General features: G+C 64.0%; 23 protein-coding genes and 1 tRNA gene. 4 read left to right on the top strand and 20 right to left on the bottom strand.

Annotated elements, in window-relative coordinates:
* The first annotated feature begins 49 nt into the window (after positions 1 to 49).
* The gene (locus DFR24_RS02940) at positions 50 to 1,093 is read left to right on the top strand and encodes a HupE/UreJ family protein (RefSeq protein ID WP_133879845.1); all 1,044 of its coding nucleotides are present in this window, start codon (positions 50 to 52) and stop codon (positions 1,091 to 1,093) included.
* Between the two features lie 57 nt (positions 1,094 to 1,150).
* Here the strand turns inward: DFR24_RS02940 and ispH are convergent, their stop codons facing one another.
* From ispH to murJ, 5 genes are read right to left on the bottom strand one after another with little or no spacing between them, the layout of a single operon-like run.
* Entirely contained in the window at positions 1,151 to 2,098 is a 948-nt protein-coding gene (gene ispH / locus DFR24_RS02935) for a 4-hydroxy-3-methylbut-2-enyl diphosphate reductase (RefSeq protein WP_133879844.1), read from the bottom strand.
* Entirely contained in the window at positions 2,098 to 2,613 is a 516-nt protein-coding gene (gene lspA, locus DFR24_RS02930; RefSeq protein WP_246051494.1) for a signal peptidase II, read from the bottom strand. The genes ispH and lspA overlap by 1 nt, the downstream gene beginning before the upstream one ends.
* A 7-nt stretch (positions 2,614 to 2,620) precedes the next feature.
* Positions 2,621 to 5,434 carry an isoleucine--tRNA ligase gene (gene ileS / locus DFR24_RS02925; protein ID WP_133879842.1) on the bottom strand — a complete coding sequence of 938 codons (2,814 nt, stop codon included), beginning with the start codon at positions 5,432 to 5,434 and terminating at the stop codon, positions 2,621 to 2,623.
* 13 nt (positions 5,435 to 5,447) lie between these two features.
* The gene (locus DFR24_RS02920) at positions 5,448 to 6,389 is read right to left on the bottom strand and encodes a bifunctional riboflavin kinase/FAD synthetase (RefSeq protein ID WP_246051492.1); all 942 of its coding nucleotides are present in this window, start codon (positions 6,387 to 6,389) and stop codon (positions 5,448 to 5,450) included.
* Between the two features lie 34 nt (positions 6,390 to 6,423).
* The gene (murJ, locus tag DFR24_RS02915) at positions 6,424 to 7,974 is read right to left on the bottom strand and encodes a murein biosynthesis integral membrane protein MurJ (protein ID WP_133879841.1); all 1,551 of its coding nucleotides are present in this window, start codon (positions 7,972 to 7,974) and stop codon (positions 6,424 to 6,426) included.
* Between the two features lie 158 nt (positions 7,975 to 8,132).
* On the opposite strand from murJ, the gene rpsT reads away from it, so the two are divergent.
* Positions 8,133 to 8,396, top strand: a complete 264-nt coding sequence (rpsT, locus tag DFR24_RS02910; protein ID WP_133879840.1) for a 30S ribosomal protein S20 — start codon at positions 8,133 to 8,135, stop codon at positions 8,394 to 8,396.
* Positions 8,397 to 8,464: 68 nt separating this feature from the next.
* On the opposite strand, the gene proB is transcribed toward rpsT, so the two are convergent.
* Genes proB through rplU form a run of 4 tightly spaced genes read right to left on the bottom strand, consistent with a single transcriptional unit; the run spans position 8,465 to position 11,319 of the window.
* A complete protein-coding gene (gene proB / locus DFR24_RS02905) occupies positions 8,465 to 9,586 on the bottom strand; it encodes a glutamate 5-kinase (protein ID WP_133879839.1) in 1,122 nt (373 codons plus the stop codon).
* The gene (cgtA, locus tag DFR24_RS02900; protein WP_133879838.1) at positions 9,583 to 10,677 is read right to left on the bottom strand and encodes an Obg family GTPase CgtA; all 1,095 of its coding nucleotides are present in this window, start codon (positions 10,675 to 10,677) and stop codon (positions 9,583 to 9,585) included. Before cgtA ends, proB begins: the two co-directional genes overlap by 4 nt.
* Positions 10,678 to 10,734: 57 nt before the next feature.
* Positions 10,735 to 10,992 carry a 50S ribosomal protein L27 gene (gene rpmA / locus DFR24_RS02895; protein ID WP_133879837.1) on the bottom strand — a complete coding sequence of 86 codons (258 nt, stop codon included), beginning with the start codon at positions 10,990 to 10,992 and terminating at the stop codon, positions 10,735 to 10,737.
* Positions 10,993 to 11,007: 15 nt separating this feature from the next.
* Positions 11,008 to 11,319, bottom strand: coding sequence for a 50S ribosomal protein L21 (gene rplU, locus DFR24_RS02890; RefSeq protein ID WP_133879836.1), 312 nt, complete (start codon positions 11,317 to 11,319; stop codon positions 11,008 to 11,010).
* A 164-nt stretch (positions 11,320 to 11,483) separates the two neighbouring features.
* Here rplU and DFR24_RS02885 point away from each other — a divergent pair, with 164 nt between their 5' ends.
* Complete coding sequence (locus tag DFR24_RS02885) at positions 11,484 to 12,455, top strand: polyprenyl synthetase family protein (RefSeq protein ID WP_133879835.1); 972 nt, start codon at positions 11,484 to 11,486, stop codon at positions 12,453 to 12,455.
* Between the two features lie 14 nt (positions 12,456 to 12,469).
* Positions 12,470 to 12,546, top strand: a tRNA-Pro gene (locus tag DFR24_RS02880).
* A gap of 614 nt (positions 12,547 to 13,160) precedes the next feature.
* On the opposite strand, the gene DFR24_RS02875 is transcribed toward DFR24_RS02880, so the two are convergent.
* The 11 genes from DFR24_RS02875 to bamA all read right to left on the bottom strand — a co-directional run bounded on the left by DFR24_RS02875 (position 13,161) and on the right by bamA (position 26,089).
* Entirely contained in the window at positions 13,161 to 13,616 is a 456-nt protein-coding gene (locus DFR24_RS02875) for a DUF3237 domain-containing protein (protein WP_133879834.1), read from the bottom strand.
* 47 nt (positions 13,617 to 13,663) lie between these two features.
* Positions 13,664 to 15,307, bottom strand: coding sequence for a flavin-containing monooxygenase (locus DFR24_RS02870; protein WP_133879833.1), 1,644 nt, complete (start codon positions 15,305 to 15,307; stop codon positions 13,664 to 13,666).
* A 31-nt stretch (positions 15,308 to 15,338) separates the two neighbouring features.
* Entirely contained in the window at positions 15,339 to 16,583 is a 1,245-nt protein-coding gene (locus DFR24_RS02865) for a cytochrome P450 (protein WP_133879832.1), read from the bottom strand.
* Positions 16,584 to 16,789: 206 nt separating this feature from the next.
* Entirely contained in the window at positions 16,790 to 17,107 is a 318-nt protein-coding gene (locus tag DFR24_RS02860) for a 2Fe-2S iron-sulfur cluster-binding protein (protein ID WP_133879831.1), read from the bottom strand.
* Between the two features lie 13 nt (positions 17,108 to 17,120).
* Complete coding sequence (locus DFR24_RS02855; RefSeq protein WP_133879830.1) at positions 17,121 to 18,449, bottom strand: NAD(P)/FAD-dependent oxidoreductase; 1,329 nt, start codon at positions 18,447 to 18,449, stop codon at positions 17,121 to 17,123.
* An 876-nt stretch (positions 18,450 to 19,325) separates the two neighbouring features.
* A complete protein-coding gene (locus DFR24_RS02850; RefSeq protein WP_210772491.1) occupies positions 19,326 to 20,711 on the bottom strand; it encodes a winged helix DNA-binding protein in 1,386 nt (461 codons plus the stop codon).
* A gap of 148 nt (positions 20,712 to 20,859) precedes the next feature.
* Positions 20,860 to 21,651 carry an acyl-ACP--UDP-N-acetylglucosamine O-acyltransferase gene (gene lpxA, locus DFR24_RS02845; RefSeq protein ID WP_133881437.1) on the bottom strand — a complete coding sequence of 264 codons (792 nt, stop codon included), beginning with the start codon at positions 21,649 to 21,651 and terminating at the stop codon, positions 20,860 to 20,862.
* Positions 21,651 to 22,130 carry a 3-hydroxyacyl-ACP dehydratase FabZ gene (gene fabZ, locus DFR24_RS02840; protein ID WP_133879829.1) on the bottom strand — a complete coding sequence of 160 codons (480 nt, stop codon included), beginning with the start codon at positions 22,128 to 22,130 and terminating at the stop codon, positions 21,651 to 21,653. Before fabZ ends, lpxA begins: the two co-directional genes overlap by 1 nt.
* On the bottom strand, positions 22,114 to 23,175 hold the full coding sequence (gene lpxD, locus DFR24_RS02835) for a UDP-3-O-(3-hydroxymyristoyl)glucosamine N-acyltransferase (RefSeq protein ID WP_133879828.1): 1,062 nt from the start codon (positions 23,173 to 23,175) through the stop codon (positions 22,114 to 22,116). Before lpxD ends, fabZ begins: the two co-directional genes overlap by 17 nt.
* A 33-nt stretch (positions 23,176 to 23,208) precedes the next feature.
* Positions 23,209 to 23,724 (bottom strand): OmpH family outer membrane protein, encoded by a 516-nt coding sequence (locus DFR24_RS02830; RefSeq protein ID WP_133879827.1) that lies wholly within the window; start codon positions 23,722 to 23,724, stop codon positions 23,209 to 23,211.
* A gap of 52 nt (positions 23,725 to 23,776) precedes the next feature.
* Positions 23,777 to 26,089: an outer membrane protein assembly factor BamA gene (gene bamA / locus DFR24_RS02825; protein ID WP_133879826.1), complete on the bottom strand. Its 2,313-nt coding sequence runs from the start codon at positions 26,087 to 26,089 to the stop codon at positions 23,777 to 23,779.
* Positions 26,090 to 26,094 lie beyond the last annotated feature (5 nt).

Raw genomic sequence — 26,094 nt, 5'->3', positions numbered from 1 at the left:
CTCGAACAGCCTGGCGCACAAGCCGAGTGACAGCTATCTGAAATTGGCGATGGATGGCGCCGTCGCGGAAGGGCAGTGGGACATTGCGCTGCGCGATCTCGACCACGCGTTGGGGCTGGACGCGGATCAGGACGGCGCGATCACCTGGGGTGAACTGCGGAAACGGCATGCGGATGTCGCGGCCTACGCGCTGACACGCCTCGACATCACCTCGGATCGAGGAGCCTGCCCCGCCATTGCCGTGCAGCACCTGGTGGATGAACACACGGACGGGGCCTACGCGGTCATCCGGTTCCGAGCGAGTTGTCCCGCGATTCCGACGCAATGGGCGCTGCGTTACCGGCTGTTCTTCGACCTCGACCCACAGCATCGCGGACTGCTCAAGCTGGAGTATCTGGGCCAGACCCACACCGCCATTCTCAGCCGGAGCAACGATGTCGAACGGGTCGGTACGGCGCCGGCCGACCCTGTCCGGCAATTCGTTGCTTACGTCCGCGACGGCGTCTGGCACATCTGGATCGGCTACGACCACATTCTGTTTCTGCTCAGCCTGCTGCTGCCGTCCGTGCTGCTGCGCAAGGCTGGCAATTGGCAGGCCGTCGACAGCCTGCGCGAGTCGATCGTCGATGTGCTCAAGATCGTCACGGCATTCACGTTCGCTCACTCGATCACGCTGAGCCTTGCCACGTTCCAAGTCGTGAGCCTGCCCTCCCGCTGGGTCGAGTCGAGCATCGCCGCGTCGGTGATCGTGGCCGCACTGAACAATCTTCGCCCCATCTTCCCGGGGCGACGCTGGACCGCCGCCTTCTTCTTCGGGCTGATCCATGGACTGGGCTTTGCAAACGTCCTGAGCGCACTAGGCCTCCCGCAGGCCGCCCGCTTGTCTTCTCTGGTGGGCTTCAATGTCGGCGTCGAGCTCGGGCAACTCGCGGTCGTCGCGATTTTTCTGCCGCTCGCTTACCGGCTGCGACACACCTGGTTGTATCAGCGCCTGATCCTGACCGCGGGTTCGGTGCTGATCGCCGTATTGGCCACGGTATGGTTGCTGGAACGCAGCCTGGAACTGAGCTTTTCAGCGTTCTATCGAGGCTAGCTGCGAACGCTCTGTACGCGCAGACGCCAGGACGACGCTCGTGCCGGAAATCGTCGCTCAGCGAGCGACGACTTTGCGAAGGGCCGGCGGCAGCGCGAACACGATGTGCTCGGTACGCCCCGGCAGCTCTCTGGCCTCGACGCCGCCGAACTGCTTCAGGCGTTCGACGACCTGGCGCACCAGGACTTCCGGCGCACTCGCGCCGGCCGTGACGCCGACACACTTCCTGTCGACGACCCACTCGGGCTTGATGTCGTCGGGGCCATCGATCAGATAGGCCGGCGTACCGCGCGTTTCGGCCAGCTCGCGCAGCCGGTTCGAGTTGGAGCTGTTGCGCGATCCGACGACGAGCAGGGCATCGCACTGCGCAGACAACTCCTTCACCGCATCCTGGCGATTGGTCGTCGCGTAGCAGATGTCGTCCTTGCGCGGCCCGAGAATGAGCGGGAAACGCGCGCGCAGCGCGTCGATGACGCGGGCGGTATCGTCCATCGACAGCGTCGTCTGCGTGACGTACGCCATCTTGTCCGGCTGCGAAATCTCCAGGCGCTCGACGTCGGCGGGCGTCTCGACCAGATGGATCCGGCCGCCCTGGCGAAGATCGAACTGCCCCATCGTGCCCTCGACTTCGGGGTGCCCCGCGTGGCCGATCAGCACGACCTCGCGACCCTCGCGCGAGTAGCGCTTCACCTCGATATGGACCTTGGTCACCAGCGGGCAGGTCGCGTCGAACACCGTCAGCCCACGCTCGATCGCCGCGGCACGCACCGCCTGGGAAACCCCGTGCGCCGAGAAGATGCAGGTCGCGCCCGCAGGGATCTCGTCGACTTCCTCGACGAACACCGCGCCCTTCTGCCGCAGATCGTCGACGACGAAGCGGTTGTGCACGACCTCATGACGCACGTAGATCGGCGCGCCGAGCACGTCGAGCGCGCGCTGCACGATGTCGATGGCGCGATCGACGCCTGCGCAGAATCCCCGTGGGTTCGCGAGCAGGATGTCCATCAGGGCAGCGGTCCGTCGCCGACGACCTTGCGAGCGGCACGCGCTCGCAGCCACTCGAGCAGCATGTCCAGGATCAGCAGGCCCGCACCGACCGTGATGGCCGCGTCGGCCACGTTGAACGCGGCAAAGTGCCAGTCGTCGATATGGAAATCGACGAAGTCCGTGACATGGCCCAGGCGCACGCGATCGATGACGTTGCCCAGCGCACCGCCGAGAATCAGCGCCAGGCCCGAGGCAACGAGACGCTGGCCGAAAGGATTGCGCCGCATCCACACCATGATGCCGACGGCCACGCCTACGCCAAGCAGCACGAAGAACCAGGGCGGCATCTGGCTCATCATCGAGAACGCAGCGCCGCGATTGTGCAGATGCACCCAGTTCAGCAGGGGCAGCACGGTGATCGATTCGAAGCGCTCGATGCTGCGGATCACGAGCTGCTTGGTGATCTGATCCGCGAGTATCACGCCCGCGGAAACCCAGAGCCAATGCACGTTTTTGAGCTTGAAGGCAGCCACGGGATCCTCAGACGTAGCGACGCGATTCGCCCGCGCCGGACACATTGTCCACGCAACGGCCGCACAGCGTCGGATGCTCCGCATGCGAGCCGACGTCGGCCCGCTGATGCCAGCAGCGCTCGCACTTCACGTGCGCCGTCGGCAACGCCACCAGCGAAAGCACGCCGACGCCTTCCAGGTCGAAGCGCTGTGCGTCGACCGGCGCCGCCGCCAAAGCCTGCACGTGCGCTTCCGAGGTCTGGAACCAGAAGCGCAGTTCATCGCCCATCGACGTCAGCGCGGCGCCGAGTTCGGCATCCGCGAACAACCCGACCTCCGCATTCAGACCGGAGCCGATCTGTCCGCCTGCGCGCAGGCCCTCGAGTGCCTTGCGAACCGCCTCGCGCGCGGCCAGCAGCCGCGGCCAGTCGAGCGCACCGGCATCGGCACCCTTCGGGAACACGTGCCAGCGCTGGGAGAACACCGAACCCTTGCGCTCCGGCATGAGCTGCCAGATCTCGTCGGCCGTGAACGACAGCACCGGCGCGATCCAGCGCACGAGCGCTTCGAGCACGTGCCACATCGCGGACTGCGCCGAACGTCGCGGCAGGCTCTTGCTGCCCGTCGTGTAGAGGCGATCCTTCAGGATATCGAGATAGCAGCCGCCCAGATCCGTGACGCAGTAGTTGTGCAGCTTCTGGTAGACGACGTGGAACGCGCAGTCCTCGTAAGCCTTCGCGAGTTCGACCTGCAGTGCCGCCGCCTGCGCGACGGCCCAGCGATCGATCGCCACCATGTCCGCAGGCGCGACGAGGTCCGTGCGCGGATCGAAGCCGTGAAGATTGCCGAGCAGGAAGCGCGCGGTGTTGCGGATGCGCCGGTAGGCGTCCGCGATGCGCGTCAGCAGCTTGTCGGAGATGGCAATCTCGCCCGAGTAGTCGCTGGCGGCGGCCCACAGGCGCAGCACGTCGGCGCCCAGCGTCTTGGTGACCTGCTGCGGCGCCACGACGTTGCCGAGCGACTTGGACATCTTGCGTCCCTGCTCGTCGACGGTGAACCCGTGCGTCAGCACCGAGCGGTACGGCGCGCGGCCGTGCATCGCGGTGCTCGTGAGCAGCGAAGACTGGAACCAGCCGCGATGCTGGTCCGAGCCTTCGAGGTACATGTCGCCCATCGGGGCAACGCCGTCCTTCAGCAGTTCGGGTTCGAGCGCCTTGAACCAGCACTGGTGCACGACGCCCGAATCGAACCAGACGTCGAGCGTGTCCGGGCACTTCTCGTACTGGGCTTCGTCGACGCCCCAATCAGCGGGAGACGAGCCGAACCAGGCCTCGAGACCGCCCGATTCGACCTTGTCGGCGATGCGCGCGAGCAGTGCTTCGGTGTCGGGATGCAGATCCTGGCGCTCGCGATGCACGAAGACGGCCATCGGCACGCCCCAGGTGCGCTGGCGCGAGATGCACCAGTCGGGTCGGCCGGCGACCATCTCGCGGATGCGCGCCTCTCCCCAGTTCGGAATCCACTGCGTCTCGGAGATCGCCTTGAGCGCCTGCGCGCGCAGGCCCTTCGCATCCATCGAGATGAACCACTGCGGCGTGGCGCGGAAGATCAGTGGCGACTTGTGCCGCCAGCAGTGCGGGAAGCTGTGCATCAGCGTGGCGCGCTTGACCAGCGCACCGCGCTCCTCGAGCGCGGCCAGGATCGGCTCCTCGGCCTTGCGCACATGCAGGCCGGCGACGAGCGGCGTGTTGGCGGCATACACGCCGGTCGACTGCACCGGGTTGTCCACCGGCAGGCGGTACACCAGGCCGACGACATAGTCCTCGACGCCGTGCGCGGGCGCGGTGTGGACCAGGCCGGTACCGGCTTCCAGCGTGACGTGATCGCCGCAGATCACCGGCACGATGCGATCGGCAAAAGGATGCTGGGCGCGCGCGCCTTCGAGCGCGCCGCCATCGACGGTCGCCAGCACTTCGGCCACGTCGTCCCAGCGCTTCATCGTGGCGTCGACCAGCTCGGCGGCCAGCACGACCAGGCCCGACTTCTGCGTGCGCACCAGGGCGTAACGCAGATCGCGGTTGATCGCGATCGCCTGGTTGGCAGGCAAGGTCCACGGCGTCGTCGTCCAGATGACGAAGCCTGCTCCGGCCGCGTCGGCGACACCGAAGCGACGGGCGAGATCGGCGCCGTCGGCGGCGACGAACTTCACGTCGATCGCGAAGGATTTCTTCTCTTCGTACTCGACTTCGGCCTCGGCGAGCGAGGAGCCGCAGTCCAGGCACCAGTGCACCGGCTTGAAACCGCGCACCACGTGTCCGCGCTGCACGATCTTGCCCAGGCAGCGCAGCTGCTCGGCCTCGAAGCGCGAGTCCATCGTCAGGTACGGGCGCTCCCAGTCGGCCAGCACGCCCAGCCGCTTGAAGTCGGCGCGCTGACGCTCGACCTGCTCGTTCGCGTATTCGCGGCACTTGGCGCGGAACGCCGCGGCGTCCAGCTTCTCGCCGACCTTGCCGAACTTCTTCTCCACCTGCAGTTCGATCGGCAGGCCGTGGCAGTCCCAGCCCGGCGTGAACGCCGCATGGCGTCCGTCCAGGCGGCGCGACTTGACGATGATGTCCTTGAGCACCTTGTTGACGGCGTGGCCGATGTGGATGTCGCCGTTGGCGTACGGCGGCCCATCGACGAAGCGATAAGGTGCTCCGTCCCGCGTCGCCTCCTGCACCTGCGCATACAGCGCTTCGGCTTCCCAGCGGGCAAGGAATTCAGGTTCGCGTTTGGCGAGGTTGGCCTGCATCGGAAACGCGGTTTCCGGCAGGTTGAGCGTGTTCTTGTAATCCACGATTGGGGTCAGGTCTTCAGGAATCGAGCAGCCGGCGGGCCGCCGTTGCGTCTTCGTGCATCTGTTTCTTGAGCAGGTCGATCGAGTCGAACTTCAATTCCGGGCGCAGGAAATGCCGGAACTCCACCTCGAGCACGCGGCCGTACAGATCCACCTGCGTATCGAACAGGTGCGTCTCCAGCAGGCACTGGCTCAGGTTCAACGTCGGGCGGATGCCGAGGCTGGCCACGCCCTTCCAGGTGCGATCACCCTCGCGCGCGACGACCGCGTAGACGCCGTACGGAATGGCAAGCCGCTTGCGCACCGAGATGTTCGCCGTGGGCATGTCGAGCTGGCGTCCGAGTTGCAGGCCTTTGCGGATGCGACCGGTCACGCGGTACGGCCGACCGAGCAGGCGTTCGACTCTCGGGAAGTCCGTGTTGCTCAGGGCTTCACGCACCGCGCTGGAACTGCAGCGCTCGCCGCCGACCTCGATCGTGTCGACCGCCAGCACGCGGTAGCCGAGTTCGTCGGCCCGGCTGCGCAGGTACTGGATGTCACCCGAGCGGTTGCGGCCGAAGCGAAGGTCGTCGCCGACGATCAGCGCGGACGCTCCGAGCTTGGCCAGCAACACCTCTTCGAGAAAAGCCTTGGGCGGGATGTTGGCGATGCACTGGTCGAAGCGCACGAGCACGAGGCGGTCGATGCCGTAGTGCTGAAGCGCGGCCAGCTTGTCGCGCAGGCTGGAGATGCGCGGCGGCGCCCGATCCTTGTGAAAGAAGTCGCGCGGCGAAGGATCGAAACTGAGCACGGCCGCCGGCACGCCGGCCCTGCGCGCCTCGTCGCGGGTCCGTTCCAGCAGGACCTGATGGCCCAGGTGGATGCCATCGAACTTGCCCACGGTCAGCGCGCAGCCGCGGTGCCGCGGTCGCAGGTTATGCAGGCCGCGAACCAATTCGATGCGAAGCGGTTCGATCATCGCGCAAGTATATCGACCAGCATGGGGATAACCCTCAGGTCTGCGCGCGGAAATGCGAGATGCGCAAGCCGCTGACCCACAGCACGGAGAAATAGCTGGCCATCGAAGCGGCCACCAGGATCGCCAGGCGCAGCACGCGCTCGTGCAGGCGCGCCGCGGTCCAGCTCTCCAGCGAGCCGCCCAGAAACCAGACCACGACGACCATTGCCGCCAGCGCCACGCCCAGACGCGCCATATAGGCGCCCCAACCCGGTCGCGGCACGTAGACGCCGTCGCGGCGCAGGCGGCGGTACAGCAGGCCGGCATTGAGTAGCGAACTGGCCGACGTGGCGCAGGCCAGGGCCACGTGCGGCGCCGTCCATTCGAACCAGAACCCGAGTCCGACCAGGCTCAGACTCGTGAGCATGCCCAGCACCAGCGAAATCACGCCGTAGCGCACCGGGATGCCGGTCTGCTGGCGCGCGTAGAAGGCCGGAACGAGCACTTTCACCAGCGAGATGCCGAGGAACGCGAACGCGTAGGCCATCAGCGCCCAGCGGGTCATGTCGAGGTCGCGCAGGCTGAATTGCCCGTGCAGGAACAAGGTGCTGACCAGCGGGCCGGCCAGCAGGATCAGGCCGGCAGTAGCCGGAACGCCCACCAGCAGCAACACACGTAGCGCCCAATCCAGCGTCTCGCTGAACCGCGTCGTGGATTGCGCCACGTGCTGGGCCGACAGGCTGGGCAGGATCACGGTGGCCACCGCGATCGAGAAGATGCCGAGCGGGAACTCCATCAGGCGGTCGGCGTAGTAGAGCCAGCTCAGGCTGCCGGCGAACAGCATCGAGGCGATGACGGTATCCAGCAGCAGGCTGATCTGGGCGACCGAAGACCCGAACACGATCGGCGCCATCAGCTTCACGATCTTGCGCACCCGCGGATCCTTGCCGCCCCATTTCGGGCGCGGCCACAGGCGCAGCCGGGCCAGCCAGGGGAGCTGGAACAGCAACTGGACGATGCCGGCGATGAAGACGCCGACGGCCAGCACGCGCACGGATTCGGCGTCGACGAAAACGGTGCCGATCAGGCAGATGTTCAGGATCACCGGCGTGAACGCAGGCACCGCGAAGCGCCCGAACGAGTTCAGGACCGCACCCGCCAGCGCGGTCAGCGAGATCAGCATCAGGTAGGGGAAGGTCCATCGCAGCAGCTCGGTGGCCAGCGCATGGCGCGCCGGGTCCGTCGCGATGCCCGGCGCGAACACCCAGACCATCAGCGGTGCGCCAAGGCATCCGATCAAGGTGACCAGCGCCAGCACGGTCCCCAGGGTTCCAGCAACGACATCAAACAGTTGGCGCACGTCCTCGTGCGTCCCGTTGGCCTTCACCTCGGTGAAAACCGGGACAAAGGCCTGCGAAAGAGCGCCCTCCGCGAACACGCGCCGACCGAAGTTGGGGATCTTCAGCGCCAGCAGGAACACGTCCATGGCCGCGCCCGCGCCGAAGAACGAGGCGAACAGGATGTCGCGCACGAAGCCCAGGACGCGTGACAGCAGCGTCATCAGACCGACGATGCCGGTCGATTTCAGCAGGCGGGACGAAGACATGGCGCGGTTCGCGGCAAGGAGGCTGGCATTCCGCGAGCGTTGACAAGGGGGATACGGCTCACAATACTACCGCGCTTTTTTTCGTCAGGGATCACGCGATTATCGCGTGGGCTGCGACGGAAATATCCCTCAACGATTTGATTCACCAGGAGTACGTTTTGGCCAACACCGCCAGCGCAAAGAAGCGCGCCCGTCAAGCCGTCAAGGCTCGCGCGCGCAACGCAGGTCAGCGCTCGATGATCCGCACCACCATCAAGAAGGTCGTCAAGGCCGTTGATGCCAAGGACAAGGCCGGCGCCCTCGCCGCCTACGCCGCCATGGTTCCCGTGCTGGATCGTTACGCGAACCGCGGCATGATCCACAAGAACAAGGCTGCTCGTCACAAGAGCCGCCTGACGGCGCACATCGCCGCGCTCGCCTGAGTCATCAGGTCGTGGCGCAAGGCGCGGGCTTCGGCCCGCGCCTTTTTTATTGTTCGCCGCGGTGCGTCTCAGGACAGCACGAGGTTGTCGCGGTGGATCAGTTCGGCCTCACCGGGATAGCCCAGGCGCGCCATCAGATCGTCGCGCTTGGCGCCGAGAATCTTGCCGGCGTCACTGGCCGAGTAATTGGATAGCCCGCGCGCGATTTCCCGCCCGTCCGGATCCAGGCAGATGACGAGGTCTCCGGTGTCGAAGTCGCCTTCGACCCGCTTGACGCCGACCGGCAGCAGGCTCTTGCCCTGCCCTTTGAGCACCACCACGGCGCCCGCGTCCAGATGGAGCTTTCCGCGCGCCTGAAGCTGGCCCGCGATCCAGCGCTTGCGCGCCGACATGCCGCCCGCATCCGGCAACAGCAAGGTCCCGAGCGATTCCCCAGCCGCCAGTCGTTCCAGCACCTGCGGGGCTTTTCCGAAGGCGATGGCGGTGCTCGCGCCGGAGCGCGCGGCGATACGAGCCGCGGACAGCTTGGTGCGCATGCCGCCGCGTCCCAGTTCGCCCTTACTGTCGCCGGCCATCGCGGTGAGTTCGGGCGCCGACAGCGTGATTTCCGACACCAACTTGGCGTCCGGCTTGATGCGCGGATCGGCGTCGAACAGGCCATCCTGATCGGTCAGGATGACCAGCAGGTCGGCCTCGATGAGATTCGTCGTCAGGGCGCCCAGCGTGTCGTTGTCGCCCAGCCGGATCTCGTCGGTCGACACGGTGTCGTTCTCGTTGACCACCGGCACGACACCGAATTCGAGTAGCGACTTGAGCGTCGCGCGGGCGTTGAGATAGCGCGAGCGGTCCGCCACGTCCTCGTGCGTGAGCAGGATCTGAGCAGCGCGGATGCCGTGCGTCTCGAAGCCCAGCTCCCAGGCTCGAACCAGACCCATCTGGCCGACGGCCGCCGCGGCCTGCAGCTCGTGCAGAACACCGGGACGCTTCTTGAGGCCCAGACGGGCCATGCCCTCGGCCACCGCGCCGGACGACACCAGCACGATCTGGCGTCCGCCGGCGCGCAGCGCGGCGATCTGCGCGCACCAGTCGCGAATCGCCTCGTGATCCAGCCCCTGGCCGCGCGCCGTGAGCAGCGAGCTGCCGATCTTGATGACCCAGCGCTTTGCCGTCTTGAGCTTCTCGCGCGTCATGCCGCCGGGTTTCCTTCTGCCTCCGGGTTGGCCGTCGGCGGTTCGTTCGATAGGAGTTCTGCGACGATTTCCGGCTCGCGCGGCGCCTGCTCGTCGATCCACTGCATCGCTGCGGCGCTCAGCACGTCGCAACCCACGCGGGTGACGGCCGAGATGGCGAACCACCGACCTTTCCAGTCGAGCTCTGCGAGCGTCCGCTGCACCAGTTCGTCGGCCTCCTCGCGGGGCATCACGTCGATCTTGTTGAAGACCAGCCACTGCTCGCGAGCGGAGACTTCCGGACTGAAAGCGCGCAGTTCTTCGCGAATCGTGCGCACGTTGGCCGACAGCGACGCGCCATCCGGCGGCATCACGTCGATCATGTGCAGCAGCAGGCGCGTGCGACTCAGGTGTTTCAGGAACCGGATGCCCAGCCCGGCCCCTTCGGCCGCGCCCTCGATCAGGCCCGGCACGTCGACCATGACGAAGGACTTGTGCGGTCCCACGGCGACCACGCCCGGCTGCGGATACAGCGTCGTGAACGGGTAGTCCGCGATCTTCGGACGTGCCGCCGAAACCGAGGCCAGCAACGTCGACTTGCCGGCATTGGGCAAGCCCAGCAGGCCGACGTCCGCCATCAGCGACAGCTCGACGCGCAGTTCGCGCTGTTCGCCCGGGGTTCCCGGCGAGGCGCGACGCGGTGAGCGATTGGTGGACGACTTGAAGCGGACATTGCCCAGACCGTGAAAGCCGCCCTGCGCGATCTTGATGCGCTGCCCCGGACGGGTCAGCTCGCCGATACGCTCGTCGGTGGCGATGTCGTTGATCAGGGAGCCCAGCGGCATCGGGACTTCGATGTCGTCTCCGCCGGCACCGCGGCAGTTCGAGCCGGTGCCGTTTTCGCCCCGGCGCGCGCGAAACACCCGGTTGAAGCGGAAGTCGGCCAGCGAATTGAGATTGGGATCGGCAACCGCGTAGACGCTGCCGCCGTCGCCACCATCGCCACCGTCCGGCCCGCCGAACGGGATGGCCCGCTCGCGCCGGAAACTGACGCAGCCGTTTCCGCCGTCACCGGCTTCGACCTTGATTGTGGCTTCGTCTACGAATTTCATGGAGGCAGAGAATGAAAAAGGCCCCGTTCGGGGCCTTTTTCTGGTTCGCGGTGATTCTTAGGCAGGAACCACGTCGACGTGCGTGCGGTTCTTGGGGCCACGGGCCTTGAACAACACCTTGCCATCGGTCAGCGCAAAGATCGTGTGATCCTTGCCCAGGCCGACGTTCACGCCGGGGTGATACTCGGTACCACGCTGGCGGATGATGATGTTGCCCGCGATGACCAGTTCACCGCCGAAGCGCTTGACGCCGAGGCGCTTGGACTTGGAATCACGACCATTGCGGGTTGAGCCGCCTGCTTTTTTATGTGCCATTTCAGTGCTCCGGGATTAGGCGACGATCTCGGTGATCTTCACTTGCGTGAAGTTCTGCCGATGGCCCATTTCCTTGTGATAGTGCTTGCGACGACGATGCTTCACGATGCGGATCTTGTCGCCGCGACCATGCGCGAGGACTTCGGCCTTCACCGAACCGCCCGCAAGCAGAGGAGCGCCGACCTTCACCGACTCGCCCTCGCCAACCAGCAGGACTTCGTCAAAGGAGACGGTGCTGCCGACATCGGCAACCAGGGTTTCAATCTTCAGGGTTTCACCCGAGGCAACGCGGTACTGCTTGCCCCCGGTCTTGATCACGGCGTACATCGGTTCTTGCTCCCGCAACTGCCTGCCAAGTGCTGGCCAAGCTTGAAAAAGGTCGCGAAGTTTATGGGTGTGCCGTCGAATCGTCAATCTAAAATCACAGGCTTGCCCGCGTTGACCGCGACTCCGCGCCTCCCTAGCATCGCGCGCCTCGATCCCTTGCGCTCATGGACCTCAAAACTCTCCTGACCCCGATTGCCGACGACATGCGCGGGGTCGATGCCGTGATCCGCGCGCGCCTGTCGTCCGAAGTGGCCCTGATCAACGAGATCGGGGGCTATATCGTCACCGCCGGAGGCAAGCGCCTGCGGCCCGCCCTGGTGCTTCTGGCCGCGTGCGCGCTGGGCAGCAAGGATGAGTCGAGCCGCCGGCAACTCGCGGCCGTCGTCGAATTCATCCACACCGCCACGCTGCTGCACGACGACGTGGTCGACCATTCGGACCTGCGCCGCGGCCGCAAGACCGCGAATGCCGTCTGGGGGAACGCCGGCGCCGTACTGTCGGGCGATTTCCTGTACTCGCGCAGCTTCCAGATGATGGTGGAAGTCGGGAAGCCCGCCGTGATGCGCGTGATGGCCGATGCGACGAACGCCATCGCCGAAGGCGAAGTCCTGCAGTTGATGAATCAGGGCAACCCGGACGTCGACGAAGCGCGCTACGTGCGCGTCATCGAACTCAAGACCGCGGTCCTGTTCGCCGCCGCCTGCGAACTCGGCGCCATCGCGGCCGATGCCAGCCCGGATCTTCAGAAGCGTCTTCGGGACTACGGGCATGCGCTGGGCATCGCGTTCCAGATGATCGACGACGTCCTCGATTACACCGGCGACCCTGCGGTCAGCGGAAAAGCAGTGGGCAATGATCTATCGGAGGGAAAGCCAACCCTGCCGCTGATCCACGCCATGCGCACCGGATCCGACGAGGATGCCGCGCTGATTCGCAGCGCCATCCGCGAAGGCAAGGTCGACGAACTCGAACGGATTCTCGCGATCGTTGAACGGACCGAAGCGATCCCCTACACTCGCGCGCTCGCCGAACGGCATGCCGACGAAGCGAGACAAGCGATCCGCGATTTACCGGCCTCGGCCTGGCGCGAAACGCTGATGGAATTGACCCGGTTCGCAACGGACCGGAGCAGTTAGCAACACATCCCAGTCGGGGCGTAGCTCAGCTTGGTAGAGCGCTTGCTTCGGGAGCAAGAGGTCGCAGGTTCGAATCCTGTCGCCCCGACCAATCTTCCCGCCAGTTCGAAATTTGGAATGTCAGCACGTCGCGTCGCCCGCGAAATATGGGCTGTCGCCGGCGCCGACTCGAGCGGGCGGCCTGTCGCGCGACTCCCGTCCACGGCGCCGCCGTTCCGGGTGATGTGCGGCGCACCCACTTCCGGGATTCCTTCGAGCCATTCCGGAATGGCGCGCGAGGCGGTCGTGACCAAGCCGACCACCGGTTCCGTCAGCAACGGCCAGGGCCAGCGCGAGTCGCTGGAGGCCTCGCAGGCAGATCGACTCCCAACAGTCGCGCCGGCGGCTCGTTAGCCCCGTCACGCAAAGCCGCGTGACCCATCGAGTTCCCTGTTGCGGCGTCGCTGAAATCTAGGCAGGCGCGTGATGGCGGTCGGATGCGCGAAGCGTCCTCTTTCGTCCGAGGCACTGGCGCCTCGAGCCGACGATCCACTCTCCCGCGTCAGAGCAGCAGCACCGGGCGCACTCGATCGACAAGCTCTCCCACGAATGAGCGGCGTCTGCGAAGCGCTATCGCGACCCCGGGACTTGAAGATCGAGGCGCCCGATCGGACGCCTCCGCGGCCCGTCACACGCGAAGGCGTTCCATGCGTCACACCGGCGAAATCAAAGGATCTCGTAGATGTCGTAAGACACCTTGCCGCCGCCGAAGCCGGTGATCTTGCCCACCGCCAGCATGTCGTTGAGCCACGCGTATTTGTCGGAGCGGGTCTCGAAGCAGGGCGCGGCGCGCAGATAGATTTCTGATCCGGGGACGGACTCTCCCGCTGCCAGGCGCTCACCCAGTCCCGGGTCCATGCGCAAGACTCCGCTGTACTTGCAGAAGATCGCCTCGCCGTCGTCGGTGAGAAACGCAAGCCGCACATCCAGGTTCCAGTTGCCGCCGGGCTGTACCCGCACCCAGTCACCGCTGGGCGGGATGACCTTGGCCTTGATGCGCGGGCCATCCAGCCTGGCTTCGACGACATTGATCAGCAGCAGATCGGGCCCGACCGCAGTGGGCGGATCGATTGCGATGCTCAGAGTCGCCAGCCAGCGACTTTCCAGTGGTGGTTTGTCCATGTGCAGTTTTCTTGGTCGTGATCCGAAGTCGGTGTAGGGGAGCGAAGTCAGGCCGTGACGGTCTTGAGTTCGCCCGACAGGTTGAATGAATCGAGATCGCGGGCAGCGGTTTCACAGGCGCTGCGATACGACGGAAAGCCGCCGAAATAGAACAGGATCCTCCGCGCCTTCCCCGGAATGTTGTCGCCCATGTAGTAGTTCTTCGACTTCGGGAACAAGGTCATGTTGGCGATGTCGTCGTTCAGCCTGATCCAGGCGTCTTCGCTTTCCTCGGTCGCTTCGAAGCAGGTCTTCCCTCGCTCCTTGAGGCTCTTGATGACCTTGTCGATCCAGTCCCCCTGGAACTCCGCTTGCAGGATGGGATTGAAGAACTGGCTGCCCGGACCATTCATCCAGATCATGTTCGGAAAGCCGTGCGTCATCATGCCCAGATAGCTCGTGTGCCCGGATGACCAGCGCTGCTTGAGCGTCAAACCCTTGCGTCCCCGGATATCGATCCGGTCCATCGCGCCCGTCATGACATCGAAGCCGGTGGCGAAGATCACGGCATCGAGCTCGATGAGCTCGCCGTCCACCCGGATGCCCGTCTCGGTGAAGGTCTCGATCGGCGTCGAGCGCACGTCCACGAGCCTCACGTTGTCGCGATTGAAGGTCTCGCAGTAATCGGTCTCCGCAGAAAGCCGCTTGGTCAGGATCGGATACTCGTAGGGCGTGAGCTTCTCCGCGATCTCGGGATCCTTGACGCGCGCCTTCATCTTCGCCCGCACGAAATCACTGAGCGTCTGGTTGGCCGCATCGCTCATCAGAACGTCGGAATAGGTGTAGTACAGACAGAGGCCGCCCGACGCCCAGCGGTTCTCGTACTCGGCCTGGCGCTCCTCCTCGCTGACTTCCAGTGCCGACTTGGTCGGTGGCGGCTCCGGATTGGAGTGCACCATGACGAAGCCCGCGAAGGAATTGAACTCGAGCTTCCGCAGGCCCTCGTACTCGGCCTTGACCTTGACGAGCTTCTGCGGATCCGGTGGACCGTTCCGGAGCGGAACGGTGTAGGCAGGCGTGCGCTGGAAAACGGTCAGATGACTCGCGATCTCGGCCACTTTCGGAATCACCTGGATACCGCTGGACCCGGTGCCGATGATGCCCACCCGCTTTCCGCAGAACTGTGGCTCTTCATGGGGCCAGCGCGCGGTCCGGTACTGCTCGCCCCGATACTGCTCCAGGCCTGGAAAATCGGGATCCAGCGGAGCCGATATCAGCCCGGTTGCGAAGATGCAGAACTGCGCGGTGACCTCTCCTCCTCGATCGGTCCGCACGACCCAGCGCAAGGCCTCGTCATTGAAGATCGCAGACTGCACCTTGGTTTCGAACGCAATATCCTCACGCAGGTCGAAGCGGTCGGCGACGTGATTGGCGTACCGGAGCAGCTCGGGCTGAGCAGCGTAACGCTCGGTCCATTCCCACTCTTTCTGCAGCGTGTCCGAGAACGAGTAGGAATATTCCAGGCTCTCGATGTCGACCCGGGCACCCGGATACCGATTCCAGTACCAGGTGCCACCGACTCCGGCACCTGCTTCAAAGCATTTCACGCGCAGGCCGCTGGCGCGCGCGCGATGCACCATGTACATGCCGGAGAACCCGGCACCCACGACGACGATGTCGAAGTGGGCCTGTGACTTGTCGGTTGCAGCCATCGTTCGCTCCCCTTTATTCGGTGCGCCGGTCTCAGCCGCGAACAAACTTCACCGGGCATGACTTCGGTCCGTAATTAATGAATCCGGCGCTCTGATAGACCACCGGACCGTCACCCGGCTCGACCCTGGCGTAGCGGTCGAGGATTCCGTTGATCATTTCCGCCGCCTCGTTACGCGCGACCGCAGCCGCGATGCAGTGATGGATCCCGTGGCTGAAGGTCAGGTTCTTGCCGACGTTCGGACGGTGCAGGATGAACTCGTCGGGACGCTCGTAGAACGCCGGATCGCGGTTCCCGGAGGCGAAGAACAGCGCCACCCAATCCCCCTTTTTCATCTTGGTCCCGGAGACTTCCGTGTCCTCCGTGCATTCTCGGAACAGCCGCTGAATCGGACCGTCGCGTCGGATGCTCTCTTCGAGGAAGGGCCGAACCAGCGAGCGATCCGCGCGCATCTTCTGGTAGAGGTCCGGCATCTCGAGCATTGCCGCCACCTGGTTACCCAACAGGTACACGCTGGATTCGGCGCCACCTGCGACCATCGTGATGCAGAAGCGGATCACCTCCATCGGCGTCAGGCGCTTGCCACCGTCCTCTGCGAGGATGAATCCGGTGAGCAGATCGTCACTCGCCCTGCCCGCTTCGATGTCCGCATAGCGCCGGGTGACTTGCTCGGTGTAGTAATCCAGCAGTTCGGCGTTGGACCGGACCTTCTCCTCCATCGAGAGATGCGACGTGCCCATGAAGGCGTCCGACCAGCCGCGGATACGCTTGCAGTCCTTCTGGGGCGTTCCCAGCAGCTTGGCGATGAACCGGGCGGGAAGATCCGCGGCGAGGTTTTCCATGAAATCCAGGTAACCGTCGCCCTCGTCGTCGAGCATCTCGTTGACCACGGCCTTGAGCCAGGGACCAACGTCCGATTCCACTCGCTTCGGAGTGAATGCCTTGCGGGCGATGTTGCGCAGGCGCGTGTGCTCGGGCTGATCGTGATTGACCAGCATCAGGCTCGCCGCGTCCGAGGCCTCCTGCATGCGATCACGCGAGGAGAACGTGGCGTGATTGCTCGCGCAGTGCACGAGATCCGCGTATTTCAGAATGACCCAGGACGGGATCGGCTTGTCGACACCGGGAATCGTGCCCGGCGGATAATCCTCCAAGCCGAACTGGATCGGCTTGTCCCGCAACATCGCGTAGTACGGATACGGATTTGAAATCACTTCCGGCGCATACAAATCCCTGGCTTCGAACGTTCCCGCACTGACCTTCTCCGCTACGCTCATCCTGTCGATCTCCTCGTTTTGCGTTATTGATGACACCCGTTCTTCATCTACTTCTTCGAACATCGGGAATCCGGGATTTGCGCTGATGCTCCGCTCCATGCGAATCGTCTAGCGCCCCGCTGAGGCCGAGGCCTCCGAGAGCTCCCGAACGCATAAGCCGATCCGCCTCCTCGTCCACGTTACGGAGACGACACCCTGGAAAACTTTCAGCCTTCCGGCGGCGCGACTTCGACCGCAATCCCATCGAGATCGGCTGTCAGATGGATCTGGCAGGCAAGGCGACTGTCGGGCCTGGAGAAGAGCATGTCGCCGAGCATGTCTCGCTCCTGATCGCATTGCGGCGGCAATTTCTCCAACCACTGCTGTCCGACATAGACGTGGCAGGTGGCACACGAGCAGGCGCCCCCGCATATGGCTTCGACGCCCGCCTCGCTGTCGCGCAGCAAATGCATGAAGTTCTCACCCTCCTTCGCGGTCAGCGACAGCGGCTCTCCGCCACGACGGCAAACAGAGATCTTGATCATGAGCAGGCCCGACTTAATCCAGAAGGTATTGTTTGAGTGCAACGGAGCGATCACGAAGCGCCGCGAGCGGGAGGTCTCTTCGTGCGGCGACCAGCCTCTTGGCGACGAGAAATTCGCCCGGACTGTTCACGGCACTGACGCTGGTGAGCACACCGTTGCGGGCCGTGAACATGCAGAACTTCGCGTCGCCTGGGTCGCCGCGGAGAATAATTTCGTCTTCGGGGTGACTCAGGCCCGCGATCTGCAACTTGATGTCGAATTGGTCTGACCAGAACCACGGCAACTCCGGGAGCGGAGGCGGCGAACTCGTGACACAAGAGGCAGCCATCTTTCCCTGCCACACCGCGTTGGCGACCGACTCCATTCGCACCCAGGCCTGAGTCTGCGCGTGGTATTGAACCGCCACATCGCCGATCGCGAAGATGCGTGGATCTTCCGTGGCGGCCCACTCGTTCACGAGAATTCCGCGATTGCAGGGCAGCCCTGCCGTCACCGCCAGTTCGTCGTTGGCGATCAGTCCGGTTGCCAGAAGCACGATATCGGCGGGCAGCACCCGGTCGCTCTCGAGTTCCACTGCGCTGACCTTGCCGTCAGTACCGACGATTCTGCTGATCGTCGACGACAACTCGATCTCGACACCGCGCGCACGGTGCTCCTTCTCGAAGAACTGCGACAAGGCCGGCGGAGCGACACGGCAAAGGACTCGGGACGCGCCTTCGACGACGACAACCTTGCAGCCCGCCTGAGTCGATGCAGCGGCGACCTCGAGTCCGATGTATCCGCCACCGAGAATCACCAAGCGCTTGCCCGGGGCCAGTTCCGAGCGGATCCGCAGGGCATCGTCGATGCTGCGCAGGGTCTCGACCCCCTGGAGTGATGCGCCCTCGATCTCGGGGCGATGTGCCCGCCCGCCGGTCGCGATGATCAAGGCGTCGTAGGAAAAGCGCTGGGTATCCGTTTCGACGCTTCTCCCTGGACGATTGATCCTGCGAACGCGTGTCTGCCCGAGCCACTCGATCGCCTGCCCGGACAGCGCATGCGCCGATCTCAGCAACAGTTCGGACTCTGCGACCTTGCCGAGCAGGAAACCCTTCGAGAGGGGCGGCCTCTGGTAGGGCGCGGCGGCTTCGTCACCGAGCAGGCGCACACGGCCATCGAACCCCATTGCCCTGAGCGACAGGGCCGCCTGGATGCCTGCCTGACCGGCGCCAATGATGACGGCGTCAGCCATTACTGCAGTCCTCTTCCGTTCACTTGCCACCCCCAGCCGACTGTTCTTGATTTTTTTGCTATGCCTCAGCGGATACCGCCCCGCTGACGTCGTCGTCCATTTAGCTTCCATTCTCGCAATAGTGTTGTCAAGAGACTATGTCCATATGACAGTGTTTGAATGTGGACAACTCCAGCTCCTCGTGAGTCGACACGGCGCTCGAGAGCAACCGACCAAGACTCGCGTCGAATCGAATCTGGTTTTCGCGAAACGTCCAGATCGTTCGCGACTTCATGAAAATGCCGTTCACGTGATCGGCTTCTTGCGTGCATCACGAGGATCCGCGTCGCGCCGAGACATGTGGTCTATCGCCATCGCGCATCACCGCCGCTGATCTACGCACACCCCGCTCGTCGCGCAACGTGATCGACATCACCGGACGAGGGCCGCTCTATCAACAACTCGATCAGTTGTCCCTCGCTTCGACACGACGAGGCGCAGACGGCAGAAAAGCGCGGACACACAGCGTCCGGATCAAAGGACGGATGAGTCCGGCTGACGAACCGAAATCCCACTTCGTCTGGCCCGGCTTCGCTAACGCCGAAGAGTGTGGGCATCACGTGCCGGAACGGCGTCTACCGTCGGAGCGCGAAATTTTCCCTCGCAGGCCCGCAGTCGGCGACGCTTGGCTGTCGCAACGTGAGCGTCCAGGCGACAGGCCGGACGACCCAAAGCGGACGCGCAGGGACGGCTATTGCCGCGCCCATGGCGCCAGCGAATTCGCCCCGCAGATGGACCTGGAAACAGGGACGCCGGGATACGAGCCTAGATACGACCGGCTCCGGGAGGGCGGAGATCATGTCCGTCGACGAGATCGCGGCCCGCCCCTACCGCAGAGCGTTACGACTCGCCCGATCGTTTCTTCTCCGGGCACTCATCCGAACTGGGTCAGGACCGTCGGCGTCGCACGCGAACCTGTTGGGCCGCGTGTCGCCGCCATTCCGGCGCTCAGAGTTGCGGACGCAGCACAGGCTTGGCCGAGCGGAACGGGCCCGGATAAGTCTCGAAGATCTCCGAGGTACGCTTGAACACGTGCATCAGCATGTCGATCTCGTCGTCGTTCAACTTCTCGACGATGCCTTCCAGAAATTGAGTTCCGTTGGCCATCATGCGGTCGGCGAAGATCGCGCCCTTCCTGCTGAGCTTCACGAGTTTTTCGCGCCCGGAACTGGGATGCTCTTCGATGGTGAGCAGGTTCAGGGGCGGCCGTGTCAGGGATCGAATCGCCTTGGAGATGGAACTGCTGCTGATTTCGAACCAATCCTGCAAGTCCTTCTCCACGTCCTTGCGCCGCATGCCATTTTCCTTGCTTCCCTCCGACTGGATGATCCAGAGGATGATCACCTGCTGCCGGCTCAGTGGGATGCCGCTGCGCAATACGCCCTCGACTCGGTTTCCAGCCTTGTAGTGAATGGGAAAAAAGATATCCAGCTGCATTCTGGGCCCAAGCTTCGGGCGCACCTTGGGAATCTCGGCGAACGAGTACTGCGTCTCGACGAACGTGGACGACAAGGGATGCTGGTAGGTCGTCTTGGAGACCGGCTTGTCCACGCGCTCCGCCTTCGCACCGCTGCTGTCTGCGTCCCGCTGATCCGACAGGTAATCGAACAGCGCGTTGACCTTCGAGTAGATGTAGAGGCAGTAGTCCACATCCCGGTTCGAGAATTCTCCCAGGAACCAGGTGCACAGGGCCGTGCCGTTCTCCTCCATCTGCGCGATGAATCGCTTGCCCTTCTCCGTGAGCCGGATCAGCTTTTCGCGCGCGGAGTCCGGATGCTCTTCGATGGTGAGCAAACGCAGCGGCGGCTTGGCCAGCGACCTGATCGCCTTGGAGATCGAGCTGCCGGTGATGTCGTACCAGCTCGTCATCGTTGCCTCGATGTACTTTCGGCGCATGACTTCGCCACCTTCGCCTTCGGACCTGACGAGCCACAGGATGATGGCCTGCTGACGGTCGAGCGCGGCGCTGCTCCTGAGTGTGTCCTCGACCTTCATGCCCACGGCGTAATGGACCGGGTAGAACAGATCGAGCAGAGCGCGCGCCGCCTGCGCGCGGGGAACGTGTGCGATCTCCTGCTGCGCGGCCGCCGGCTTCACCGCCGGTTCGCGCTTCACGTTCTTCTTCGTCGCACTCATTCGCCGAACTTCCGATCCTGGTGTTTCACTGCTTGGCTTTTCAGACTCCCGCTGCGATGCGATCTTCCACTGACCTGCGTCAATCGGAGCCGACGGGCCGGGCCTTGATTCCGTCGTTCGCAGCATCCAGGGCGCTCCACGGAGGTCTCGGACCGGCAGCCCTATATCTACATGATTTCGGGGACGCCGTAAGGCCACGCCCCAGCGATTCGGACTGCACCGAGATGGACGGTCCCATTGACGTCCTCGCGTCCGGGGCCGGTCGACCTGTCCGATCCCGAGGCGGAAAGGATGTCGGGTTGCCTACGGCGCCAGGCCACGCCTGCACCACCACGGGCGCCAGCCCTTAACGGACGAGCGGCCGCTTCGCGCTGAGGATGAAATCCAGCATGGTCTTCACGTGCGCGTTGGCTTGCGCCAGCGGAACGAGTTCGGTCTTCACGTCAGCCATGAGCTTGCCGGAGCGGTACACGAGCTTGTAGGCCTCTTCGACCGCCTCGATATCGACGGCCGCGAACTTGCGCCGCCGCAGGCCTTCCTTGTTGATCGCGCGTGGCTCGGCCGGATTGCCCTGGACCATGACGAACGGCGGAATGTCGCCGGCGACGCCCGACGAAAACGCCGTGAACGCATGCGCGCCGATACGGCAAAACTGGTAGACGAGCGTGTAGCCGCCGAGGATCACCCAATCTCCGATCTCGACGTGCCCCGCCAGACTCGAATTGTTCGCGAAGATCGTGTCGCTGCCTATCTGGCAGTCGTGGGCGATGTGGCAGTAATTCATGATCCAGTTGCGATCACCCACCGCAGTGACGCCGCGCTTGGTGTCGAACTCCTTCATCGTGCCGCGCTGGATCGTCACGAATTCACGGATCACGTTGCCATCGCCGATGACGACCGAAGTCGGGTCATCTGGCTTCGCGGTCTTGTCCTGCGAGATCGCGCCGAGTGCAGCGTACGGAAAGATCTGGTTGTCGCACCCGATCTGCATCGGGCCGTCCAGGACGACGTGCGAACCGACCTTGGTGCCGGCCCCGATCTTCACACCGGGTCCGATGACGCTGTAGGGACCGACCTCGACCGTCGAGTCGAGCTCCGCGGCCGGATCGATGATCGCGGTCGGATGGAGACGCGCGATCACGCAGGGCCTTGGCTGGGGGCCGGCGTCTTGAGCACGCACATCATGTCGGCTTCGCAAACGACGACGCCGTTCACGGTCGCGTGCGTGCGGAATTTCCAGAGGTCGCGCTTCTGCTTTTCCAGCTGCGTGTGCAGCAGCAACTGGTCACCAGGGACGACGGGCCTCTTGAAGCGGCAGTTGTCGATGCCGGCGAAGTACAGGATCAAGCCGGAATCCGCGCGCAGACCTGACTTGAGCACCGCCAGAATGCCACTGGCCTGCGCCAGCGCTTCGAGAATCAGGACGCCGGGCATCGTCGGCAACTCGGGAAAGTGCCCGACGAAAAAATTCTCGTTGTAGGTGACGTTCTTGATGCAGACGACGCGCTCGCCCTCGGCGTGCTCGATGACGCGGTCCACCAGCAGAAACGGGTAGCGGTGCGGCAGCATCCGCATCACGTCGCGGATGTCGAAGTTCACACTAGTCGTCTCCGCCATCGTCTCCCTCGTTCCCCTTTTTCGATTCGATCCCGAGCGTCTTTTCGATCGACGTCAGTCGCCGCTCGGTCTGGTCCAGCCGGCGCACCCGGACAGTCCGCTTTCTCCACTCGCGTGCCGGAGCAACCGGCAGGTCGGATCCGTACGCCCCCTTCTCCGTCAGCGAACGCGTCACCATCGTGCGGCCCAGGATCACGACATCGTCCGTGATCTCGAGGTGGCCGCTGATGCCGACGGCGCCGCCGATCATACAGCGCGCCCCGATGCGGGTGCTCCCCGCGATGCCGGTGCACGCGGCGATGGCCGTGTGCTCCCCGATCGAACAGTTGTGGGCGATCTGGATCAGGTTGTCGAGCCGCACGCCGTTGGCGATCAACGTGTCGTCCAGCGCACCGCGATCAATGCAGGTATTGGCGCCGATCTCGACATCATCTCCGATGACGACCGAGCCAAGCTGTGGCACCTCTTCCCAACCGGAGGGGCCCAGCGCATTGCCGAACCCGCGAGAGCCGATCACGGCCCCCGGCTGCACGTGGCAACGCCGCCCGATGCATACGCGATTGCCGACATGGACCTGGGCAACGAAGCGCGCACCCTCGCCGATCACCGTGTCTTCGCCGATGACACAGCCCGCGCCGATGGAGCTGCCGGCACCGATACTGGCCCTGGCCATCACAACGACATTGGCGCCGATGAGCACGCCCTCGCCGATCTTCGCCGCGGGGTCGATCACCGCCGAAGGATGAATGCCGGGCTCGAAATTCCGATCAGGATCGAACAAGGCCGCGATGCGCGCGTAGGCTAGGTATGGATCCTTGGCGATCAATCCGGCGCCGGTCAGGGCCGCAGCATCGCGCGGACGGACGATGACGGCCGCAGCAGCCGTCTCGGTCAGGAATTTCCGGTACTGCGGACTCGACAGAAAGCTCAGGCAACCCGGCTTCCCGGGCGACAGGTTGCAGACGCCGTCGATCGGCGTGGCAACGTCACCGCGGGACTCGAGCCCGAAGCGCGACGCCAGTCCACCTAGCGTGTGCCCGGCCATCGCGCCCCGCGGGATCAATGCCCGTCGAAACGCTTACTTCGCGGGCGAAGCAGCCTGGAGGCGCTTGATGACCTGGTCGGTCACGTCGATTCCAGGAGCGGCGTACACCGGATCCTGAAGCACGATGTCGGCGCTCTGTTCCTTGGCCACTTCGATGACGACGGCCTTGATGCTGTTCATGACCTTGTCGTACAGCTCGCGCTCGCGCTTCTGCGCGTCTTCCTGAAGCTGGCGCTGCTTGTATTCGAAGTCGATCTTGCGCGTCTGCAGGTCCTTTTCGGTCTTGGCGCGGGCATCGCTGCTCATCACGTCGCCTTCGCGCTGGAACTTCTTGGCGTCGTCGCCGAGCTTGCGCGCCTCGGTTTCGAGATCGGTCTTGCGCTTCTCGAACTCGGTCTTGAACTGGGTCTGGCCGGACTTGAACAGCGGCGCAGCCTGAACGATATCCCCGAAGCGGATCGTGATGATCTTCATGTCGGCGGCCTGGGCAGCCCCGGCACTCAGGACGAAGAGGGCGATGACGCCAAAGACACGGTGAAAATTACGCATGGAAGTCTCTAGGTGTGTTTATGAAGAAGGATGCGATCTCGCGATCGTGTCCTCAGAAGCCGGTACCAAAGTTGATCTGGAAACGCTCGGTGTCGTCGCTCGATTCGTCGTTCAGAGGATAAGCGTAGGACAGATCGAGCAATCCCAGGAAGGGCGTGAACCACTGAAACGCGATACCGGCCGAATTCTTCAGCTTGTCCGCGTCGAAATCCTTGGGACTTTTGTAGACCTGACCGATGTCGTAGAAGAAGCTGACGCGGGTCGACTTCTGGTCGCTCTCGAACGGCGTCGGAATGACGATTTCGGTCTGCGACGTGGTGCGCAAGCGGCCACCGAAGGGGTTGTCGAACGGCGTATCGCGAGGACCCAGCGAGCCGTCGTCGAAACCACGTACCGTGCGCGAGCCGCCGGCGAAGAAGTTCTCGTACGGAGGCACCTGCGACTTGCCGCTGCCGTAGTCTTCCGAGGCCGCGACGTTCGCGTTGAATTCAACGAAGAACTTGAACGGCAACGGGATGTACTGCTGCATGCGGTACGTCGCCGTCGCGAACTCCAGATCACTGCCCGGGATGCGGGCATCGAGTGTCAGCGACTGCAGCGATCCGCGCGAGGCGAAGAACGTGCGGTTGCGCGTATCACGCGAGATACCGGTCCGGAATTCGAAGTCGGTGTAGCGCGTACCGTTGTCGATCACGAACTCCAGCACCTGATCCGACGTGCTGTTGGCGAACGTGTCGATCGCCGTCGTTTCGATACCGAAGCCTGCGCGCAGCGCCGAATATTCGGACAACGGAATGCCGTAGGTGAGCGTCGTGCCGATCGTGTTGTAGTTGAAACCCGAGCTCTGACGGATCACCGAATCGGCCTTGCGGTAGAAGACCGATACCGTCTGGCTGACGCCGTCGTTGGTGAAGTAAGGATCGGTCCAGCTCGCGCTGGCCGCCTTGGACACCGAGTTGTTGCTCACTTCCAGGCTGACGCGGTTGCCGGTGCCCAGGAAGTTGGTGTGCGTCACGCTGCCGGTGATCAGGAAGCCCTGCGAACCGGAGAAGCCCACGCCGAACTGGATCGAGCCCGGCGGGCGCTCCTTTACCTTGAAGTTGATGTCGACCAGATCGTCGCTGCCCGGAACGGGCTGCGTCTCGACCTCGGCCTCTTCCACGAACGGAAGACGAGCGAGTCGCACACGCGAGCGCTCGACACTGCTCTTCGAGAAAGGCGCGGCTTCGAGCTGGCGCATTTCACGACGCAGCGTCTCGTCGTGCGTGCGACCGTGTCCGGAGAAGTTGATGCGACGTACGTAGGCCCGCTTGCCCGGCTCGACGTAGTAGTTGAGCGTGATTTCCTTCGTGTTCTCGTCGATCTCCGGCAGCGGCGTGACCTTGGCGAAGGCGTAGCCCACGTCGGACAGCGCGGCTTCGATTCGATTGGCGCTCTCGGTGGCTTCCTTGCGCGAGAACCACTGCGTCGGCTTGGTCGAGAGGAACAGCTTGAGGAAATCGGACTGCAGAATCGTGTCGCCGGAGAACTTCGTGTCCTTGATCTTGTAGCGATCGCCTTCCTCGACGTTGATCGTGATGTAGATGTCCTCCTTGGTGGGGGACAGCTGCACCTGGACCGAGGCGACTTCGAACTTCAGGTAACCACGATCCTGGTAGTACGACGACAATGATTCGAGGTCACCGCCGAGCTGCTGCTTGGAGTACTTGTCCGACTTCTGCAGCGGCTCCCAGCGGTTGGTCTTGTCGAGCTTGAAAGCTTCGAAAAGCTCTTCGCGCGAGTAGACGTTGTTGCCGAGAATATTGATGTCGCGAATCGTCGTGACCTTGCCTTCGGTCACGTCGATCTTCAGGTCCACGCGGTTGTTCGGCAGCGGTTCGACGGTCGTCTTGATCTGGACGTCGTAGTAGCCGTTGGCGTAGTACTGCCGCTGCAGTTCCTGCTCGACGCCGTCGAGGAGTTCGCGCTTGAACAACTCGCCTTCGGTCAGGCCAAGATTCTTCAGCGAGTCCATCAACTCGTCGCCGCCGATCTTCTTGTTGCCCTCGATCTCGAACTTGGAGATCGCGGGACGCTCCTTGACGAAGATCACGAGCGTGTCACCGTCGCTCTCCAATCTGACGTCCTCGAACAGACCGGAGGAGTACAGCCCTCGCATGGCCTGTCGGGATGTCTGCGACGTGAGCTGGTCGCCTACCGACAGCGGCAGGTAGGTGAGCACCGTGCCGACATCGAGGCGCTCCAGGCCCTCGGCGCGAATCTCGCGGATGGTGAAGGGCTCAAAGGCGGAGGCTGCCGGAAGCCACATCATGGCTGCCGCGCCCGCAATCAGCTTGAGCCGAAAACGCTTGTTGTGTTGACCCATCGAGG

It is taken from the genome of Panacagrimonas perspica (assembly GCF_004364935.1).
Taxonomy (GTDB): Bacteria; Pseudomonadota; Gammaproteobacteria; order Nevskiales; family Nevskiaceae; genus Panacagrimonas; species Panacagrimonas perspica.
The sequence above is the reverse complement of the archived record's forward strand: the minus strand, read 5'-3'. Positions and strand labels throughout refer to the sequence as shown.

Excerpts from the sequence above, each read along its gene's own strand:
- DFR24_RS02940 (WP_133879845.1), top strand. The coding sequence starts at position 50 with ATGGATGGCGCCGTCGCGGAAGGGCAGTGGGACATTGCGCTGCGCGAT.
- ispH (WP_133879844.1), bottom strand. The coding sequence starts at position 2,098 with ATGGACATCCTGCTCGCGAACCCACGGGGATTCTGCGCAGGCGTCGAT.
- DFR24_RS02920 (WP_246051492.1), bottom strand. The coding sequence starts at position 6,389 with ATGATCGAACCGCTTCGCATCGAATTGGTTCGCGGCCTGCATAACCTG.
- murJ (WP_133879841.1), bottom strand. The coding sequence starts at position 7,974 with ATGTCTTCGTCCCGCCTGCTGAAATCGACCGGCATCGTCGGTCTGATG.
- proB (WP_133879839.1), bottom strand. The coding sequence starts at position 9,586 with ATGACGCGCGAGAAGCTCAAGACGGCAAAGCGCTGGGTCATCAAGATC.
- cgtA (WP_133879838.1), bottom strand. The coding sequence starts at position 10,677 with ATGAAATTCGTAGACGAAGCCACAATCAAGGTCGAAGCCGGTGACGGC.
- rpmA (WP_133879837.1), bottom strand. The coding sequence starts at position 10,992 with ATGGCACATAAAAAAGCAGGCGGCTCAACCCGCAATGGTCGTGATTCC.
- rplU (WP_133879836.1), bottom strand. The coding sequence starts at position 11,319 with ATGTACGCCGTGATCAAGACCGGGGGCAAGCAGTACCGCGTTGCCTCG.
- DFR24_RS02885 (WP_133879835.1), top strand. The coding sequence starts at position 11,484 with ATGGACCTCAAAACTCTCCTGACCCCGATTGCCGACGACATGCGCGGG.
- DFR24_RS02875 (WP_133879834.1), bottom strand. The coding sequence starts at position 13,616 with ATGGACAAACCACCACTGGAAAGTCGCTGGCTGGCGACTCTGAGCATC.
- DFR24_RS02870 (WP_133879833.1), bottom strand. The coding sequence starts at position 15,307 with ATGGCTGCAACCGACAAGTCACAGGCCCACTTCGACATCGTCGTCGTG.
- DFR24_RS02865 (WP_133879832.1), bottom strand. The coding sequence starts at position 16,583 with ATGAGCGTAGCGGAGAAGGTCAGTGCGGGAACGTTCGAAGCCAGGGAT.
- DFR24_RS02860 (WP_133879831.1), bottom strand. The coding sequence starts at position 17,107 with ATGATCAAGATCTCTGTTTGCCGTCGTGGCGGAGAGCCGCTGTCGCTG.
- DFR24_RS02855 (WP_133879830.1), bottom strand. The coding sequence starts at position 18,449 with ATGGAAGCTAAATGGACGACGACGTCAGCGGGGCGGTATCCGCTGAGG.
- fabZ (WP_133879829.1), bottom strand. The coding sequence starts at position 22,130 with ATGGCGGAGACGACTAGTGTGAACTTCGACATCCGCGACGTGATGCGG.
- lpxD (WP_133879828.1), bottom strand. The coding sequence starts at position 23,175 with ATGGCCGGGCACACGCTAGGTGGACTGGCGTCGCGCTTCGGGCTCGAG.
- DFR24_RS02830 (WP_133879827.1), bottom strand. The coding sequence starts at position 23,724 with ATGCGTAATTTTCACCGTGTCTTTGGCGTCATCGCCCTCTTCGTCCTG.
- bamA (WP_133879826.1), bottom strand. The coding sequence starts at position 26,089 with ATGGGTCAACACAACAAGCGTTTTCGGCTCAAGCTGATTGCGGGCGCG.